We start from the raw sequence: 16,245 nt of genomic DNA on the forward strand, positions 1-16,245 counted from the left end.
GTCAGGAACAACCTCGGATGACGCGCGATCGCATCACCCCCAAAGCGCAGGCTTGGGCGGGTGCACGCCGTCGGCGTCAAAGGTCAAACCCGCCTCGCGATCCTCGGCCAGCAACAGCGGCCCGTCCAGATCCGTCACCAGCGCGCCTTGCGCCACCAGCGTGGCCGGCGCCATCGCCAGCGACGAACCGACCATGCAACCAACCATCACGTCATAGCCCTCGGCCCGCGCTGCGTCGCGCAGCGCCAGCGCCTCGGTCAGCCCGCCGGTCTTGTCGAGCTTGATGTTGACCACGTCATATTTCCCCTTCAGGCCCGGCAGGCTGGCCCGGTCATGGCAGCTTTCATCGGCGCAAACCGGGACGGGCCGCGCGATCTCGCGCAGCGCCTCGTCGTCTCCGGCGGGCAAGGGCTGCTCGACCAGATCGACCCCAAGCCGCAGCAGATGCGGGCACAGATCGGCATAGACCTCCGCCGACCACCCCTCATTCGCGTCGATGATGATCCGGGCCTCGGGCGCCCCGCGCCGCACGGCCTCCAGCCGGGGCATGTCGTCGGGCGTGCCCAGCTTGATCTTCAGCAAAGGGCGATGTGCGTTTTTCCGGGCAGAGGCCTCCATCTGCGCAGACTCCGCCAGCGATAGGGTATAGGCGGTGATTTCCGGGCCGGGGCGGGACAGCCCGGCAAGCTCCCAGACCGGCTTGCCCGCCTGCTTGGCCTCCAGATCCCACAGGGCGCAATCGACGGCATTGCGCGCAGCCCCTGCGGGCAGGAGCCCCTGCAGGACATCGCGGGTCACGTCCTCCGGCAAGCCCATGATCTCCGCCTCGACCGTCTCCAAGGTCTCGTCGTAGCGCGCATAAGGCACGCATTCGCCCCAGCCCGTCACGCCGTCGCGGGTGACACGGACAGTCAGCACCTTCGCCTCGGTCCGGCTGCCCCGGGAAATGGTAAAGACCTCGGCCAGCCGGAACGTATCACGCGTGACTGCAATGCTCATGGAACCTCTCCGTGTCTGTGCAACGCCCAAAGGGACGGTGGGCGGGGCGCCTTCGAGCGTCAGCGAGAACAGCGTCCGCCCCCGTCCCTACACCGCTGCCAGCGCGTCGGCCAGACGGTCCGCGCCATGGCGGAACGGATCGACCGTGGGCAGGCCCAGCCGCGCTTCGACCTCGGCGCAATAGGCCTTTGCCTCGTCCTCGCCCATATGCTGGGTGTTGATCGACACACCCACGACGGTACAGGCCGGGTTGCCAACCTTGGCCAGCGCCAAGGCCATGTCGTGCACCTCTTCCAGCGTCGGCAGCTTGTATCCCGGCAGCCCGCGCATGTGTGACCGCGTCGGCTCGTGGCACAGGATCAGAGCATCCGGTTGCCCACCATGGATCAAGGCCAGCGTCACCCCGGAATAGGACACGTGGAACAGGCTGCCCTGCCCCTCGATGATATCCCAATGGTCGTCATCGTTGTCGGGCGTCAGCCACTCGATCGACCCGGCCATGAAATCCGCGATCACCGCGTCCAGCGGCACGCCGTCCCCTGTGATCAGGATGCCGGTCTGACCGGTGGCCCGGAAGGTGCTCTTCATCCCCTTGGCCTGCATGGATTTGTCCAGCGCCAGCGCCGTATACATCTTGCCGACCGAGCAATCGGTGCCCACGGCCAGCACCCGCTTGCCGCGGCGCTTTTCGCCATTGGCAATCGGATAATCGACTTCCGGCACGCGCACATCGTGCAGCGACCGCCCGCAGGCCTCGGCGACCGCGACCAGATCGGGTTCGTCGCGCAGCAGGTTGTGCAGGCCCGAGGCCAGATCGAACCCTTCCTCAAGCGCCTGCACCAGCACCTTTTTCCACGCCTTGGAAATCACCCCGCCACGGTTCGCCACGCCGATCACCAGCGTCTTGGCCCCCGCCGCCTTGGCCTCGGCCAGATCCATGTCGGGCAATTTCAGGTCGGCCTTGCACCCCTCCATCCGGTACTGGCCGACGCAGTTTTCGGGTCGCCAATCCTTGATCCCCTGCGCCACCTTCGCGGCCAGCGCGTCGGGCGCGTCGCCCAGAAATAGCAGATAAGGGGTCTCGATCATGGCAGCCTCCGGTGTTGATCCTGATGCCCAAGCTAGGACGATTGCGCGCCAATTCCTTACTTCAAACGCACCAAGCCTGCGGCGGGTCGCGTAACTTCTTCCAAGATTTGGGCATTTTGCCGAAGGATATTGCAACCCCGGGCAAATTCGCGTCGCGGCAGCGCGGCATGGGATTTTGCTTGCGCAGCATTCGGCAATTTAATAACCCATTCAGCGACGCAAACGCAATTTCCTTACCCAAGAGGTTCGACATGTCCTTCCGCATCCAGCCCGCCGCCCCGGCCCGCCCCAACCGCTGCCAGCTGTTCGGCCCGGCCTCGAACACCAAGCTGCCGCCGAAGATGGCGCAATCCGCCGCCGACGTGATCAATATCGACCTCGAGGATTCGGTGGCGCCTTCGGACAAGGACATGGCCCGCAAGCTGGCGATCGAGGCGATCGGCGATATCGACTGGGGCAACAAGACCCTGTCGGTGCGCATCAACGGCCTCGACACGCCCTATTGGTATCGCGACGTGGTCGACCTGCTGGAACAGGCCAGCGACCGGCTCGACCAGATCATGATCCCAAAGGTGGGCTGCGCCGCCGACATCTATGCCGTCGATGCGCTGGTCACCGCCATCGAACGCGCCAAGGGCCGCAGCAAGCCGATCAAGTTCGAGGTCATCATCGAATCCGCCGCCGGCATCGCCCATGTCGAGGAAATCGCGGCCTCCAGCCCGCGCCTTGAGGCGATGAGCCTTGGCGCTGCCGATTTTGCCGCCAGCATGGGCATGGCGACCACCGGCATCGGCGGCACGCAGGAAAACTATTACATGCTGCACGAGGGGCAAAAGCACTGGTCCGATCCGTGGCACTGGGCACAGGCCGCCATCGTCGCCGCCTGCCGCACCCATGGGGTGCTGCCCGTGGACGGCCCGTTTGGCGATTTCAGCGATGATGACGGGTTCCGCGCACAGGCGCTGCGCTCGGCGACTTTGGGCATGGTGGGCAAATGGGCGATCCACCCCAAGCAGGTGGCGCTGGCCAACGAGGTCTTCACCCCGACCGAGGCGGCTGTGACGGAAGCGCGCGAGATCCTCGCCGCGATGGAACAGGCCAAGGCCAATGGCGAGGGTGCGACGGTGTATAAGGGGCGTCTGGTCGACATCGCCTCGATCAAGCAGGCCGAGGTGATCGTCCGTCAGGCCGAGATGATCGCCGCGTCGTGATCCCGAAGCGGGCCGGGGCGCGCCCCCGGCCTAAGCCCGCTCGTCCTTGGGCGAGCCCATGACGACATAGGTCGTCAACGTGTTGACCTGCGGCAAGCTGCCGAGAATCTCGGTGTGGAAATGCTTGTAGGCGGCGAGGTCGGCGGCCTCGACCCGCAGCAGGTATTCCACCGCCCCGGTGATGTTGTGGCATTCGCGCACTTGCGGGGCAGCGCGCATCGCTCGCTCGAACGCCTCTTGCGCGGGCTTGGTGTGCTGGTTCAGGCCCACGGTGATATAGGCGGTAAAGGCCTTGCCGGTCTTTTCGCCCGACAGCACCGCGCGGTAGCCCTTGATCACCCCGGTCCGTTCCAACGCCTGCACCCGGCGCAGGCAGGCCGAGGGCGACAGTCCGACGATCTCGGACAGGGCGAGATTCGACAAACGCCCGTCGCGGGACAATGCGCGCAATATTCGGTGATCTATGTCATCCAGATCAGTCATAGATTGCAGGATATTCCGCCAAACGCCGCAATTTGCAACAAACAAGCGCACAACCTGCGCAATCATTGCGGCATGACACAGGATTTGTTCATCGCGTTGGCGACCTTTTGTGCTGTCGGGCTGTTCACGCCGGGCCCCAACAACATGCTGCTCATGAGTTCGGGCGCGAATTTCGGCCTGCGCCGGACCCTGCCGCATATGGCGGGGGTCGCGGTGGGCTTTCCGATCATGATCGTGCCGGTGGGGCTGGGCGCGATGCAGCTGTTCGACATGGTTCCGGCAACCTACACGGTGCTCAAGATCGCGTCGGTCGCCTACCTGTCCTACTTGGCATGGAAGATCGCCCATGCGGCGGCACCCGAAGCCAAGGCGGGCGCGCGCCCCATGACCTTCGTGCAGGCGCTGGCCTTTCAGTGGGTCAACCCCAAGGGCTGGTCGATGGCGCTGGGGGCGATCACGCTCTATGCCGCCAGTCGCGATATCGGCTCCATCCTGTGGATTTCGGCGATGTTTCTTGTCATCGGCTCCGTCTCGGCGGTGACATGGACGGGGTTCGGCACGTCGCTGCGGCGACTGCTCAGCGATGGCCGCAGACTGCGCCTGTTCAACTGGACGATGGCCAGCCTGCTGGTCGCGTCGATGCTGCCGGTGCTGTGGAGCTGATCGCCGATATTGCATTCGGGCGCTTGCCCCGCCATATAGCGCCAGACTGCAAGGAGGCCGTAATGACCCATTACCTCGACTTCGAGAAGCCGCTGGCCGAGATCGAAGGCAAAGCCGAAGAGCTGCGCGCCTTGGCGCGGGACAACGAAGGGATGGACGTTGCGTCCGAGGCCGCCGCGCTGGATGCCAAGGCGCAAGCCATGCTCAAGGACCTCTATGGCAAGCTGACGCCGTGGCGCAAATGCCAGGTCGCGCGGCACCCGGAGCGCCCGCATTGCAAGGATTACATCGAGGCCCTGTTCACCGAATACATGCCGCTGGCCGGAGACCGGAACTTTGCCGATGACCACGCGGTGATGGGCGGCACGGCGCGGTTCAACGACATGCCGGTCGTGGTGATCGGCCACGAAAAGGGCAATGACACCCAGTCGCGGCTCGACCGGAATTTCGGCATGGCCCGCCCCGAGGGCTATCGCAAGGCGGTGCGCCTGATGGAGATGGCCGACAAGTTCGGCCTGCCGGTGATCACCCTGATCGACACGCCCGGCGCCTATCCCGGCAAGGGCGCCGAGGAACGCGGGCAGAGCGAGGCGATTGCGCGCTCGACCGAGAAGTGCCTGCAGATCGGCGTGCCGCTGGTCTCTGTGGTGATCGGCGAGGGCGGATCGGGCGGGGCCGTGGCCTTTGCCACGGCGAACCGCGTCGCGATGCTGGAGCATTCGGTCTATTCGGTGATCTCGCCCGAGGGCTGCGCCTCGATCCTGTGGAAGGACAGCGACAAGATGCGCGAGGCCGCCGAGGCGCTGCGCCTGACCGCGCAGGACCTGATCAAGCTGGGCGTGGCCGACCGGGTGATTCCCGAACCGCTGGGCGGCGCACATCGCGACCGCGCGGTGGTGATCGCGAATGTCGGCAAGGCGATTGCCGGGATGCTCGAAGAGATGGACGGCCACAAGGCGAAGGACCTGATCCGCGCGCGCCGCCAGAAATTCCTGTCGATGGGGTCGAAGGGGTTGGCAGCGTAACGCCGCCGGTGCTTGGCCAAGGGTTGGGAAAACGGGGGCTCTGCCCCCGCCCGTTCCGGGCTCCCCCGAGGTATTTCTGGACCAGAGAAGCAAGGGGCGCGCTTTTGGCCCCGCGATTGCCGGGCTAGAGCAAGCCGTCGAGCCCGAGCGACGCGATCAGTTCGTAATAGGCAAAGACGATCAGCGCGAAGAAGGCGATCATGATCAGCTCGTGCTTGAACTGGTGCGAATGGAAGAAGTCGCGGTCACGGTGATGCAGCACGTCCATCAGCTCGTCGCCGAATTTCACCGACAGGAACGTACCTGCGCCGGACAGGACGATTACCGCCCAATAGGGCCAAGGCTGGGTCAGGATCTGTCCGAACAGCCGGGTCAGCAGGGTCGTGTCGTAATAGCCCGGGGCGAGCAGCAGCGTTGCGATGTTGATGGCACCGGCCAGCGCCCAGACCACGAGTTCGGACACGACCATGCGGATGCCGAACAGCAGCCGGAGCGGGAAATCCAGCAGGAAGCCCGCATCGGCGATGGGCGTGCACAGCACGAAAAAGCTCCAGGTCAGGGCGGCGGTGACCGCGCCGGTGGCGGCGTCGAAGCGCAGCCAGAGATAGACGAAATAGCCGAGCAGCAGCGCCAGAAGCGCGAGGAATTTCAGCAGGACCTGGCGGCGGGGGGATGTCGATGCGGCCACGGGATCAGCTCCAATCCAGCACGATGACGAACAGATCGCTCTGGGGATCGCACAGCAGGGCTGCGTCGCAATCACCCGGACCGAAGGATGTGGTGTCCAGCGCGCCCAGATAGACGAGGTGCCGGGTCTTGTCGGTCTGCACGTCCGGGTCGGCGCCCCAATTGGCATTGGGCCAGCTGCGCGGCCAGCCCTCGGGCAGGGTGGCCTCGGCGTCGGCCGGATCCACATTGATCGACAGGGCAGGAACATGCGCTGTTTCCAGCAAGTCCCCGGCGGCGATCTCGCCCGCGCGGTATTGCGCCCGGCGATCGCCTAGATAGGGCGCCCTGTAGGGGGTCTGCTCCGGCACGACCTTGCCTGACAGCTCGACAAGGCAGGTCAACCGGCCCTGCGGGTCGCGCCGAAACGGGAACCAGTCTGCGGGCCAGTCCGGGTCGTCATGCGCCACCGGCAGCCCCTCGGGATCATAGCGTGGGCGCAGCCACCAGACGGGCCCGACCCCGCCGGGCAGAAGGCTGCCCAGATCGACCCCGCCCAACGGCACGAAGAACTGACCGCTGCCATCGGCGAAAACGCTTGTCGGATCGGCGAAGAAGGTCCATGTCATCGGGCGCCTCGTGTTGATCGTTTCGGGACTATTGCCGATCCGCCAGCATCTTCAAGCCTTGCGTCACGTCCGAGCGCACGGCAAGGCGAAGGCCGGGCTCGTCCCCGGCTTTGAGCGCAGCGATGATCAGACGGTGATACTGGGGCGCTTCGGTGCGGCGCAGGCGGCCATAGAGCGCGCGCATGGTCGGCCCCAATTGCAGCCAGACGGTTTCGCACATGGCCAGCATGGCGGGCGCTTGGGCGCGCAGGTACAGCGTCCGGTGGAATTCCAGATTGGTGCGGATATAGCCCACCGCATCGCGATTGCTGACCACGTCGGCGATGCCGGAATTGATCGTCTGCAGACGCTCGATCAACGCGATATGCGCCCGGGGCAGCGCGCGCGAGGCCAGTTCGACCTCGAGCAGCGCCCGCAAGGCGGCCAGTTCCTCGATCCGCTCGTTGCTGAGTTCGGGGGTCGAGACCCGCCCCGAGGACGACATCTGCAACGCGCCTTCGGCGACGAGGCGCTGCACCGCCTCGCGCGCGGGCGTCATCGAGACCTCGAATTCCTTGCCCAGACCGCGCAGGGTCAAAGGCTGACCGGGCGCGATCTGGCCATGCATGATGCGGGTGCGCAGCCCGCGATAGACGCGGTCATGGGCAGAGGCGGTTTCTGGCTTGGTCACAGGCTGCATGCGGCTTTTGTGATCACGCCACCGGGCGCCGTCAAGCGCCTTCGGCGCGCCGCACAATCGCCAAGGTGCCGTTAACTTTATGGCAAGAATGCGGCTATGCGGCGAGATTGTGACAAGTTATCTTCAAATTCGACAACATTGCGGCGATCCAAGGGGGCTCGGAGCGGCGCATCATCAGACAGAGGATTGCGACATGACCCGGACCGTGCCCCAAGACGCCTATGAGATCCTCGGCGTTCTTCCCACCGACGATTTCGCCACGATCCGCAACGCGTGGTTGCAGCAGGTCCGCCGCCATCACCCCGATCTGAACCCTGACGACGTGGCCGCTGCGACGGCGCGGCTGGCGGCCCTGAACGACGCCTATGATGCGCTGGTCTGGCACAAGAAGATGAGCGACGAGGAGTTCGCGGCCCAAAAGGCACGGGACCGCCGCCGCGCAGAGGCCGAACGCCGCGCCGAGAAGGCCCGCCGCGAGGCCGAGGCGCGTGCTGCGGAGACCCGCGCCGCCGCCCGGCGGGCAGAGGCAGCACGCGCCCGCCGCGCCGAGATGGTGCGTCGCGCCCGCGTCGAGACCGACCCAGCGCCCAAACCGCGCGTGGCCATCCATTTCGACGCCGCGCGCGAGATCTTTGACATGCGCGCGCCCAAGACCCTGCGCTGCGCCTGAAGTAGGATGGGTGATCACCCATCCTACCTTGGCTCACTCGAACCGGTACCGGTGCAATTCGTGCCCATGCTTGCGCAGCCACGCACGCGCCGGTTTCCAATCGCCGTACAGATGCGTGACCTGCGCCCAGAACGCGTCGGAATGGTTCATCTCGGCCAGATGCGCCACCTCGTGCGCGGCCACGTAATCCAGCACCTCTGGCCAGGCCAGGATCAGACGCCAGGAATACATCAGCCCGCCATCATGCGTGCACGACCCCCAGCGCGACCGCGTGTCCCGCAACGTGATCCGGTCATAGCCCCGCCCCAAACGCGAAGCGTAGCGGTCCGAGGCGCTGGCGAGCCGGTCGCGGGCCAGCGTCTTGAGCCAGCCTTGCACACGCGCCGCCACGCGGTCCTCGGGTCCCGGCACCAGCAGCCGGTCGCCCTCGATGCGCAGGCTGCGCCCCTCCCCCGGCGCGATCCGCAGCGGCACGCCCTCGACCGGCAGCACCGCGCCGATCCCGACGGTCACGCTTTGGCCCTGCTTGGCGACATGGCCGCGCAGCCAGTCTTCCTTGGCGCGCACGAAGGCCTCGCCCTCGCGCGCGGGCACGGTTTTGGGCAAGGTCAGGGTTACGCGACCATCTAGCGCGGACACGCGCAGCGACAGGCGCCGGGCCCGCGCCGACCGTTTGACCACGACCTCGATCGGAGGGTTGCCCCCCAGTATGATATGCCCCATATGCCCCTTGCCCGCCCAGTCCGCACCAAAGCCTTTGACAGTCGATCCCTGTTATGGCATGGGGCGCGGATTGTCGACATGACCACGAGTTAAAGGGGACACCCATGCCCAAGGAAGAATGGGGCACGAAGCGCGTCTGCCCGACCACCGGCAAGCGTTTCTATGACCTGAACCGCGACCCGATCGTCAGCCCGTATACCGGTGAGGTCGTGAACCTCGAAACCGGCAAGCGCAGCATGATCGCCGCCGACGCCGCCGACAAGGCGAACCCGAAGAACCAGAAGGACGACGAAGAGGTCGATCTGCTGGATGATGACGATGTCGATGTCGACCTGGACGATGATGATGTCTTGGAAGACGAAGACGATGACAATGTCTCGCTCGACGACATCGCCGACGTGGCGGGCGACGACGAAGACTGATCTTTCGCGGCTGGCGTTTCCCCGGAAATGCCAGCCGTTTCAACGGATTGACCCCCTCGGGTGAGGGTGGCTCGAAAAAATCCGGCAAAATGCGACGTGACGCGATTTTTCCGCTTGATCCCATCCGCCGCATTGCGTAATCACCCGCCCACGGCACCACGGTGCTGACATGATGGGGCCTTAGCTCAGCTGGGAGAGCGCTTGCATGGCATGCAAGAGGTCAGGGGTTCGATCCCCCTAGGCTCCACCAAAACCCTTCGACCAGCCGCCCCTTGGGGCGGCTGTCGTCGTTTTTAAGGGCGCTCACACGGCGGAGAAGACTTGGATCGCGGGGCCATGCACGCCGATGTCCAATGGCCCGAAATCCGAATCGACACAAAGCGAGAAATACCCCGCCGAGGGCAGGTAGACCGTGGAATACGCGCCATCCGACCGCGTCACCGTCCAGCACATCTGCGTGATCCCGCCAGAGAAGTTCACCGTGATCGCACGCGGGCGACGCACCCTTTGTTGCTGAAACTCCTCCAGCAGCATCCGCCCGGCACGCCCAGTGCAGTCATGGGCGCGGATTTCAGCCTCGATCAGTTGGGTCACGTGCTCGGCAAGGTCCTCCATACCGGTCAGGTTAGCCCCTTGCGGATCAGGTTCAAGCCCGCGACCAGCAGCACCAGCAGCGTTGCCCGGCGAAAGGCGCGTTGGTCGATGCGGTCATGCAGCCGCCCGCCGATCCACATGCCCAGCAGCGCCGGGGCCAGCAGCGCCGCCGAGAACCAAACGCTGCGCGCGTTCAGGATGCCCGAACCCACATGCGCCGCCGTCAACGCCACCGCGCCCAGCCCGTAGATCACGCCCTGCACCCGCATCTGTTCGCGCTTTTCGGTGCCGATCGCCGTCAGGTAGGCCACGGTCGGCGGCCCCCAGACGCCCGAGAACCCACCGATAAAGCCCGCGAACCCGCCGACCCCGATCTCCCACCCGCGCGAGGCAGATGGAAGGTCCGGCATCCAGCCCCCCAGTTGCAGCACCGCGAACAGCACGATCGGGCCGCCGATCATCAGCAACAGCACCGATTGCGGCAGCACGGCCACCAACTGCGCCGACAGCAGCAGCATCACCAGCGCCACGGCCAGAAAGACCCGGAACCGCACCACCGATCCCAACGCGGCCCGCCCCCCCTGCCGCAGCGCCTGCACGCCGTTCGTCGCCAGTGTCGGCAAAATCAGCCCCGCCAGCGCCAGTTCCGGCGAAATCAGGCTGGACAGGCCAGAGATCAGGATCATCGGCATGGCAAAGCCGACCATGCCTTTGACGATTCCCGCCAAGAGGGCAATGGCGCAGGCGAAACCTAGGGTGGACGCGGGCAAGCTGGAAAATATCTCGAACATGATGGAGGCTTAGCACACCCGAAATTGCCGCACTGCAACAAATTTCCGCGCAACAATTGAACTCTTGCAGGGCTTGCAAGGTATTTTTGTTGCGCTGCACCTGCAAAATAGCTAGGACCACCACAACAGTGGAAAAGGAGCCGACAGTAATGGCGCATGATGGACAAGACCTGAGCCTTGGCAGCGTGATCCTGCCCGATCTTCTGGACCTCACCGGCGCGGCGATTGCCCCGGTCGAGACCCTGTTCGCGGCGGCCCGCACCGCCGTGCGCGACCGGGTCAGCGAAGGCGGCCGCGTTTCCGGCGCACTGATCGAACAGCACCAGTTCGCGGCCCACGGTCTGGCTTGGCTGGCCACCTATGTCGAATCGCTGCGCCAGATGCAGAACTGGGCCAACCGGCTGCGGGAGCAGGGCGACTTTGGCGAGGTCGAGCAACTGCTGCACCAGATCGCCTTTGGCGAGTACCTTGCGCAGGTCAAGGGCGGCATCCTGATGAATCAGGGCGAGATCCTGCGCCTGGCGGATATGGGCGTCACCGACCTGTCGCCGCTGGACACGGACGCCATCGACACGCTGCTGGCGCAGGCCAATTCCACCGCCGCCCGCACCCGTCTGGTGGAGCTGATGGAGGAACGCTCGGCCGAGATCACCGTCGGCAAGACCGGCCTCGACGAAGAGCTGGAGATGATCCGCGAGCAGTTCCGCCGCTATGCCGTCGACAAGGTGGAACCCTATGCCCATGAATGGCACCTCAAGGACGAGCTGATCCCGATGGAGGTCATCGAGGAACTGGCCGAGATGGGCGTTTTCGGCCTGACCATCCCCGAGGAATATGGCGGCCTTGGCCTGTCCAAGGCGTCGATGTGTGTCGTCTCCGAGGAACTCTCGCGCGGGTATATCGGTGTCGGCTCGCTGGGCACGCGCAGCGAAATCGCCGCAGAATTGATCATCGCCGGCGGCACCGAAGAGCAAAAGCAGAAATGGCTGCCCGCCTTTGCCAGCGGTGAGAAACTGCCCACCGCTGTCTTTACCGAGCCGAACACCGGCTCCGACCTGGGCAGCTTGCGCACCCGCGCGGTCAAGGATGAGAACGGCGATTACAAGGTGACCGGCAACAAGACATGGATCACCCACGCGGCGCGTACCCATGTCATGACCCTGCTGGCGCGCACCGACCCGGCCACCAGCGATTACAAGGGCCTGTCCATGTTCCTCGCGGAAAAGACGCCGGGCACGGATGAACACCCCTTCCCCACCGAGGGCATGACCGGCGGCGAGATCGAGGTGCTCGGCTACCGGGGCATGAAGGAATACGAACTGGGCTTCGACAACTTCCATGTGAAGGGCGAGAACCTGCTGGGCGGCGAGGAAGGCAAGGGCTTCAAGCAGCTGATGGAGACGTTCGAAAGCGCCCGAATCCAGACCGCCGCGCGTGCCATCGGCGTGGCACAGGCGGCGCTGGATGTCGGCATGAAATACGCGCAGGACCGCAAGCAGTTCGGCAAGTCGCTGATCGCCTTCCCGCGCGTGTCGGGCAAGCTGGCGATGATGGCGGTGGAGATCATGATCGCCCGCCAGCTGACCTACTTCTCCGCTTGGGAAAAGGACCATGGCCGCCGCTGCGACCTAGAGGCCGGTATGGCAAAGCTCTTGGGCGCGCGCGTGGCTTGGGCGGCGGCGGATAACGCGCTGCAGATCCACGGCGGCAACGGCTTTGCGCTGGAATACACGGTCAGCCGCATTCTTTGTGACGCGCGCATCCTGAACATCTTCGAGGGGGCCGCCGAAATTCAGGCACAGGTCATCGCCCGCCGATTGCTGGCCGACGCCAACTGACCCTTGCCCGATCGACACGAAAGGCCCTGCCCACCCCGGCGGGGCCTTTTGCCTGTGTGGTTTCTTCTGGCGAAAAATACCGCGGGTGAGCGCGGCACGCGCGAGGGCGGAGCCCTCTTGATCCATCTCAAAGCCACAGACCCGCAGACATGCTCTTGCACGCCTGAACACATAGCAGGAGCGCAATATGTCCTTCACCGAGAAATTCGCCGAAACCCGCAACAACCTGCGGGGCTTGCGCAAGGCGATCCCCGACACCTTCGCAGGCTTCGTCCAGATGGAACAGGCCGCCAGCGCCGATGGCGCGCTGTCCCACAAGACCAAGGAACTGATTGCGCTTGGCATCGCTGTGGGCCTGCGCTGCGAGGATTGCATCATCAGCCATGTGGGCGCCTGCCACCGCGCCGGTGTCACGCGAGAGGAATTGTCCGAGGCACTCGGCACGGCGATCCAGATGTCCGGCGGACCGGGTCTGATGTACGCGTCCAAGGCCCTCGCCGCCTACGACGAATTGGCCGGGTGACCCCTGTCGAAGCGCGCGGCTGTGCCCCGCGCCCCTGCGACACCCTGTCACGACGGAAACATATATCATATGCGTAATACGTGATATGAAGTGCATCAAAGGAACCGCATCATGAAAACCCTCGCCCTCATCCTGACTTTGGCCGCCACCCCACTTCTGGCCCAAGGCGTGCCCGGTCAGCACTTCGTCGAGAATTGGGACCTGAACGGTGACGGTGCCGTCTCGCTCGAAGAGGCCACCGAGCGTCGTGGTGACGTGTTCACCAGCTTCGACCAGAACGAGGACGGGGCGCTCGACGCCGAGGAATACGTCGTCTTCGACGAGGCCCGCGCGCTCGACATGCAGAACGAGGGCGCAGGCCACGGCGGCGGCAACATGCAGAACGCCGCCGAAGGCATGGAACTGGCGATGAACGACGTGGATGGCGACGGCAAGGTGACGCGCGAGGAATTCATCAGCCAAGCCGCCGTCTGGATCGCCAATATGGACCTGAACGAGGACGGCGTCATCACCACCGAAGATTTTGCCATGCGCCGCCAGATGATGGGAGGTCAGGGCAAGGGCAAGGCCAAGAACTGACCTTTGCAACACTCGGCGTCTCACCGGGTCAGTGGGGCGCCGACCACAGGCAGGCAACAGGCTTCGAAGCCTGTTGGTAAATTTCTTCGAAGAAATTTGTCCCCCAGATCCACGGGTGACACGTCACTTCAAGACGTCCCGTTTTGCTTGAGTGCAGCGGCAACGGGCTTCGAAGCCCGTTGTCAAAAATCTTCGAAGATTTTTGCGCGTCAGCCGCGCAGTGTGCCGCCCGTGGCCTTGGTCACCTTCTCGACGATCTTTGCCGCGACAGCCTCGATATCCTTTTCCTTCAGGGTCTTGTCCGTCGGTTGCAGACGCACGGTGATGGCGAGCGATTTCTTGCCCTCGCCCAACGAGCCGCCGATGAACTCGTCGAACACGCGCACATCGTCGATCAGCGTTTTGTCCGCGCCCTGCGCCGCGTTGACCAGCGTCAGCGCCTCGACATCCGCATCCACGACAAAGGCAAAGTCGCGCTCGACCGCTTGCAGGTCGTTCAGCTTCAGCGCCGCACGGGTCGCGCCGGATTTGCGCGGCAGCGGCACCTCGGTCGGGTAGAGGGTGAAGGCCACGGCGGGGCCTTTGACATCCATCTCGGCCAGCACCTTGGGGTGCAATTCGCCAAAGACGCCCAGCACCTTCTTCGGACCCAGACAGATGCGCCCGTGGCGGCCCGGATGCCACCAGCCCTCACCCCCGCGCAGGATCTGCACCTTGGCAGGTGCGCCGATGGCGGCCAGCACCGCCTCCGCATCGGCCTTGGCGTCGAACACATCCACGGCCCGCGCAGCGCCATGCACGTCCTTGGGCCCGGTGCGCCCGACCAGAAGCCCGGAAATGCGCAGCTGTTGCTCGCCCGGTTCCCCACCCTGGAAGGCATGTCCACATTCGAACAACGCCAGATCCATGAAGCCCCGCGCCTGATTGCGCGCCGCCGCTTGCAGCAGCCCCGGCAGCAGGTCCGGGCGCATATGCGACATCTCGGACGAGATCGGGTTGGCCAGCATCGAGGCATCGTCGCCACCGCCGAACAGCGCCGCCGAGGCGCTGTCGATGAAGCTGTAGGTGACGCATTCGTTATAGCCCAGCGCGGCGGCGGTGCGGCGCGCCATCTGCTCACGCTTCTGGATCGGCGACAGGATCGGCTGCGGCACGCCGCGCGTCATGCGCGGCAGGGGCTTGCCTTGCAGCTTGGTCAGGGACGCAATACGCGCCACTTCCTCGACCAGATCGGCCTCGCCCAGCACATCGTGACGCCATGACGGCACATGCGCCATGTCGCCTTCCATGCGGAAGCCGAGCGCGGTCAGGGTCTGGCGCTGGGTCGATTCCGGGATGTCCATGCCCACCAGCGACACGACCCGCGCCGGGTTCAGTTTGTAGGCGCGCGGGTTGGTCTGGACCTCGCCCGCGACGACGATCTCGGACGCCTCGCCACCGCAGAGATCGAGGATCATCTGCGCCGCATCCTCCATCGCCTGCATGTTGTAGGCCGGATCGATACCGCGTTCGTTGCGATAGCGCGCATCCGAGTTGATCTTCAAAGCGCGACCCGTATGGGCGATCTGGATGCGGTCCCAGACAGCAGCTTCGAGGAACACGTCCGTCGTGTCCAGCGTGCAGCCGGTGTCCAGCCCGCCCATGATCCCGGCGATGGATTCGATCCCCTTGTCGTCGGAAATCACCACCTGCCCGTCCGAGAAGGTGTAGGTTCTCTCGTCCAGCCCCACCAGAGTCTCGCCGCCCTTGGCGCGGTGGATGCGCAGGTCACCCTGCACCTTGCCCGCGTCAAACACGTGCAAAGGCCGGTTGCGGTCAAAGGTGAAGAAGTTCGTCACGTCCACCAACGCGGAAATCGGACGCAAGCCGATGGCGCGCAGGCGGTCTTGCAGCCATTTCGGGCTGGGGCCATTTTTCACGCCACGGATCAGGCGACCGGCAAAAACCTCGCATCCGTTTTCGCGGGTGTCCTCGTCGATCGAGAGGCCGATAGGGCAAGGGAACGCGCCCTCGACCTTGTGTTCCTTCATCGGTTTCAGCTTGCCCAAGCCGCGCGCGGCCAGATCGCGGGCGATGCCGTGCACACCCAGCGCGTCCTGACGGTTGGGGGTGATGGCGATCTCGATCACCGGGTCGACCTTGGCCGGGTCGTTCGCGGCCAGCCAATCGGTGAATTTCTGGCCGACCTCGCCAGAAGGCAGTTCGATGATGCCGGTATGCTCGTCCGACAGTTCCAACTCCCGTTCCGAGGCCATCATGCCGTGGCTTTCGACGCCGCGGATATTGCCGACCGACAGGGTCACGTCGATGCCGGGCACGTAATCGCCGGGCTTGGCCAGCACGACGGTGATGCCTTCGCGCGCATTGGGGGCGCCGCAGACGATCTGCTTTTCGCCCTCGTCGGTCATCACCTTGCAGACGCGCAGGCGGTCGGCATCGGGATGCTGTTCGGCATGGACGACCTTGGCCAGCGTAAAGGCCTGCAGCTTGGCGGCAGGGTTTTCCACCCCCTCGACCTCGAGCCCGAGATCGGTCAGCGCCTCGGCGATCTCATCGACCGACGCCGTCGTGTCGAGATGTTCCTTCAGCCACGAGAGGGTGAATTTCATGAGCCTTGCCCCGGTTGTCATACGCGTTGCCCGCGTCCTTATCCGAAGCGGG

General features: G+C 64.9%; 18 protein-coding genes and 1 tRNA gene. 9 read left to right on the plus strand and 10 right to left on the minus strand.

Annotated elements, in window-relative coordinates:
- Positions 1-33 precede the first annotated feature (33 nt).
- Positions 34-999 (minus strand): N-acetyl-D-Glu racemase DgcA, encoded by a 966-nt coding sequence (gene dgcA / locus D8Z78_RS21590; protein ID WP_121632747.1) that lies wholly within the window; start codon positions 997-999, stop codon positions 34-36.
- An 87-nt stretch (positions 1,000-1,086) separates the two neighbouring features.
- Positions 1,087-2,088 carry an N-acetyltransferase DgcN gene (gene dgcN / locus D8Z78_RS21595; RefSeq protein WP_121632749.1) on the minus strand — a complete coding sequence of 334 codons (1,002 nt, stop codon included), beginning with the start codon at positions 2,086-2,088 and terminating at the stop codon, positions 1,087-1,089.
- A 251-nt stretch (positions 2,089-2,339) separates the two neighbouring features.
- On the opposite strand from dgcN, the gene D8Z78_RS21600 reads away from it, so the two are divergent.
- Complete coding sequence (locus tag D8Z78_RS21600; RefSeq protein WP_121632750.1) at positions 2,340-3,299, plus strand: L-malyl-CoA/beta-methylmalyl-CoA lyase; 960 nt, start codon at positions 2,340-2,342, stop codon at positions 3,297-3,299.
- Positions 3,300-3,329: 30 nt separating this feature from the next.
- On the opposite strand, the gene D8Z78_RS21605 is transcribed toward D8Z78_RS21600, so the two are convergent.
- Complete coding sequence (locus tag D8Z78_RS21605; RefSeq protein WP_121632833.1) at positions 3,330-3,782, minus strand: Lrp/AsnC family transcriptional regulator; 453 nt, start codon at positions 3,780-3,782, stop codon at positions 3,330-3,332.
- Positions 3,783-3,854: 72 nt separating this feature from the next.
- Here D8Z78_RS21605 and D8Z78_RS21610 point away from each other — a divergent pair, with 72 nt between their 5' ends.
- Together D8Z78_RS21610 and D8Z78_RS21615 are read left to right on the plus strand one after the other, a co-directional pair.
- Positions 3,855-4,445: a LysE family translocator gene (locus D8Z78_RS21610; protein ID WP_121632753.1), complete on the plus strand. Its 591-nt coding sequence runs from the start codon at positions 3,855-3,857 to the stop codon at positions 4,443-4,445.
- Between the two features lie 62 nt (positions 4,446-4,507).
- Positions 4,508-5,470: an acetyl-CoA carboxylase carboxyltransferase subunit alpha gene (locus D8Z78_RS21615; protein WP_121632754.1), complete on the plus strand. Its 963-nt coding sequence runs from the start codon at positions 4,508-4,510 to the stop codon at positions 5,468-5,470.
- 124 nt (positions 5,471-5,594) lie between these two features.
- Here D8Z78_RS21615 and D8Z78_RS21620 read toward each other — a convergent pair whose 3' ends face one another.
- Genes D8Z78_RS21620 through D8Z78_RS21630 form a run of 3 tightly spaced genes read right to left on the minus strand, consistent with a single transcriptional unit; the run spans position 5,595 to position 7,444 of the window.
- Positions 5,595-6,158: a hypothetical protein gene (locus tag D8Z78_RS21620; protein ID WP_121632756.1), complete on the minus strand. Its 564-nt coding sequence runs from the start codon at positions 6,156-6,158 to the stop codon at positions 5,595-5,597.
- A 4-nt stretch (positions 6,159-6,162) separates the two neighbouring features.
- Positions 6,163-6,765 carry a hypothetical protein gene (locus tag D8Z78_RS21625; protein WP_121632758.1) on the minus strand — a complete coding sequence of 201 codons (603 nt, stop codon included), beginning with the start codon at positions 6,763-6,765 and terminating at the stop codon, positions 6,163-6,165.
- 28 nt (positions 6,766-6,793) lie between these two features.
- A complete protein-coding gene (locus tag D8Z78_RS21630) occupies positions 6,794-7,444 on the minus strand; it encodes a GntR family transcriptional regulator (protein ID WP_121632760.1) in 651 nt (216 codons plus the stop codon).
- Positions 7,445-7,637: 193 nt separating this feature from the next.
- Between D8Z78_RS21630 and D8Z78_RS21635 the strand changes: the two genes are divergently transcribed.
- A complete protein-coding gene (locus tag D8Z78_RS21635) occupies positions 7,638-8,114 on the plus strand; it encodes a J domain-containing protein (RefSeq protein WP_164933056.1) in 477 nt (158 codons plus the stop codon).
- A gap of 33 nt (positions 8,115-8,147) precedes the next feature.
- Here the strand turns inward: D8Z78_RS21635 and D8Z78_RS21640 are convergent, their stop codons facing one another.
- Positions 8,148-8,837, minus strand: a complete 690-nt coding sequence (locus tag D8Z78_RS21640) for a M48 family metallopeptidase (protein WP_121632764.1) — start codon at positions 8,835-8,837, stop codon at positions 8,148-8,150.
- Positions 8,838-8,941: 104 nt separating this feature from the next.
- Between D8Z78_RS21640 and D8Z78_RS21645 the strand changes: the two genes are divergently transcribed.
- Together D8Z78_RS21645 and D8Z78_RS21650 are read left to right on the plus strand one after the other, a co-directional pair.
- A complete protein-coding gene (locus tag D8Z78_RS21645) occupies positions 8,942-9,259 on the plus strand; it encodes a TIGR02300 family protein (protein ID WP_121632765.1) in 318 nt (105 codons plus the stop codon).
- 174 nt (positions 9,260-9,433) lie between these two features.
- Positions 9,434-9,509: transfer RNA gene (locus tag D8Z78_RS21650), tRNA-Ala, on the plus strand.
- A 53-nt stretch (positions 9,510-9,562) separates the two neighbouring features.
- On the opposite strand, the gene D8Z78_RS21655 is transcribed toward D8Z78_RS21650, so the two are convergent.
- Together D8Z78_RS21655 and D8Z78_RS21660 are read right to left on the minus strand one after the other, a co-directional pair.
- Positions 9,563-9,874 (minus strand): hypothetical protein, encoded by a 312-nt coding sequence (locus tag D8Z78_RS21655; RefSeq protein WP_121632767.1) that lies wholly within the window; start codon positions 9,872-9,874, stop codon positions 9,563-9,565.
- A 5-nt stretch (positions 9,875-9,879) separates the two neighbouring features.
- Positions 9,880-10,644, minus strand: coding sequence for a sulfite exporter TauE/SafE family protein (locus D8Z78_RS21660; protein ID WP_121632769.1), 765 nt, complete (start codon positions 10,642-10,644; stop codon positions 9,880-9,882).
- 149 nt (positions 10,645-10,793) lie between these two features.
- Here D8Z78_RS21660 and D8Z78_RS21665 point away from each other — a divergent pair, with 149 nt between their 5' ends.
- From D8Z78_RS21665 to D8Z78_RS21675, 3 genes are all read left to right on the plus strand, one after another.
- Positions 10,794-12,482 (plus strand): acyl-CoA dehydrogenase family protein, encoded by a 1,689-nt coding sequence (locus D8Z78_RS21665; RefSeq protein WP_121632771.1) that lies wholly within the window; start codon positions 10,794-10,796, stop codon positions 12,480-12,482.
- 187 nt (positions 12,483-12,669) lie between these two features.
- Positions 12,670-13,005 carry a carboxymuconolactone decarboxylase family protein gene (locus D8Z78_RS21670; RefSeq protein ID WP_121632773.1) on the plus strand — a complete coding sequence of 112 codons (336 nt, stop codon included), beginning with the start codon at positions 12,670-12,672 and terminating at the stop codon, positions 13,003-13,005.
- Between the two features lie 111 nt (positions 13,006-13,116).
- Positions 13,117-13,584, plus strand: coding sequence for an EF-hand domain-containing protein (locus tag D8Z78_RS21675; RefSeq protein ID WP_121632774.1), 468 nt, complete (start codon positions 13,117-13,119; stop codon positions 13,582-13,584).
- A gap of 209 nt (positions 13,585-13,793) precedes the next feature.
- On the opposite strand, the gene pheT is transcribed toward D8Z78_RS21675, so the two are convergent.
- Positions 13,794-16,193 (minus strand): phenylalanine--tRNA ligase subunit beta, encoded by a 2,400-nt coding sequence (gene pheT / locus D8Z78_RS21680; RefSeq protein ID WP_121632776.1) that lies wholly within the window; start codon positions 16,191-16,193, stop codon positions 13,794-13,796.
- Between the last annotated feature and the right edge of the window lie 52 nt (positions 16,194-16,245).

It is taken from the genome of Tropicibacter alexandrii (assembly GCF_003667315.2).
Taxonomy (GTDB): Bacteria; Pseudomonadota; Alphaproteobacteria; order Rhodobacterales; family Rhodobacteraceae; genus Tropicibacter; species Tropicibacter alexandrii.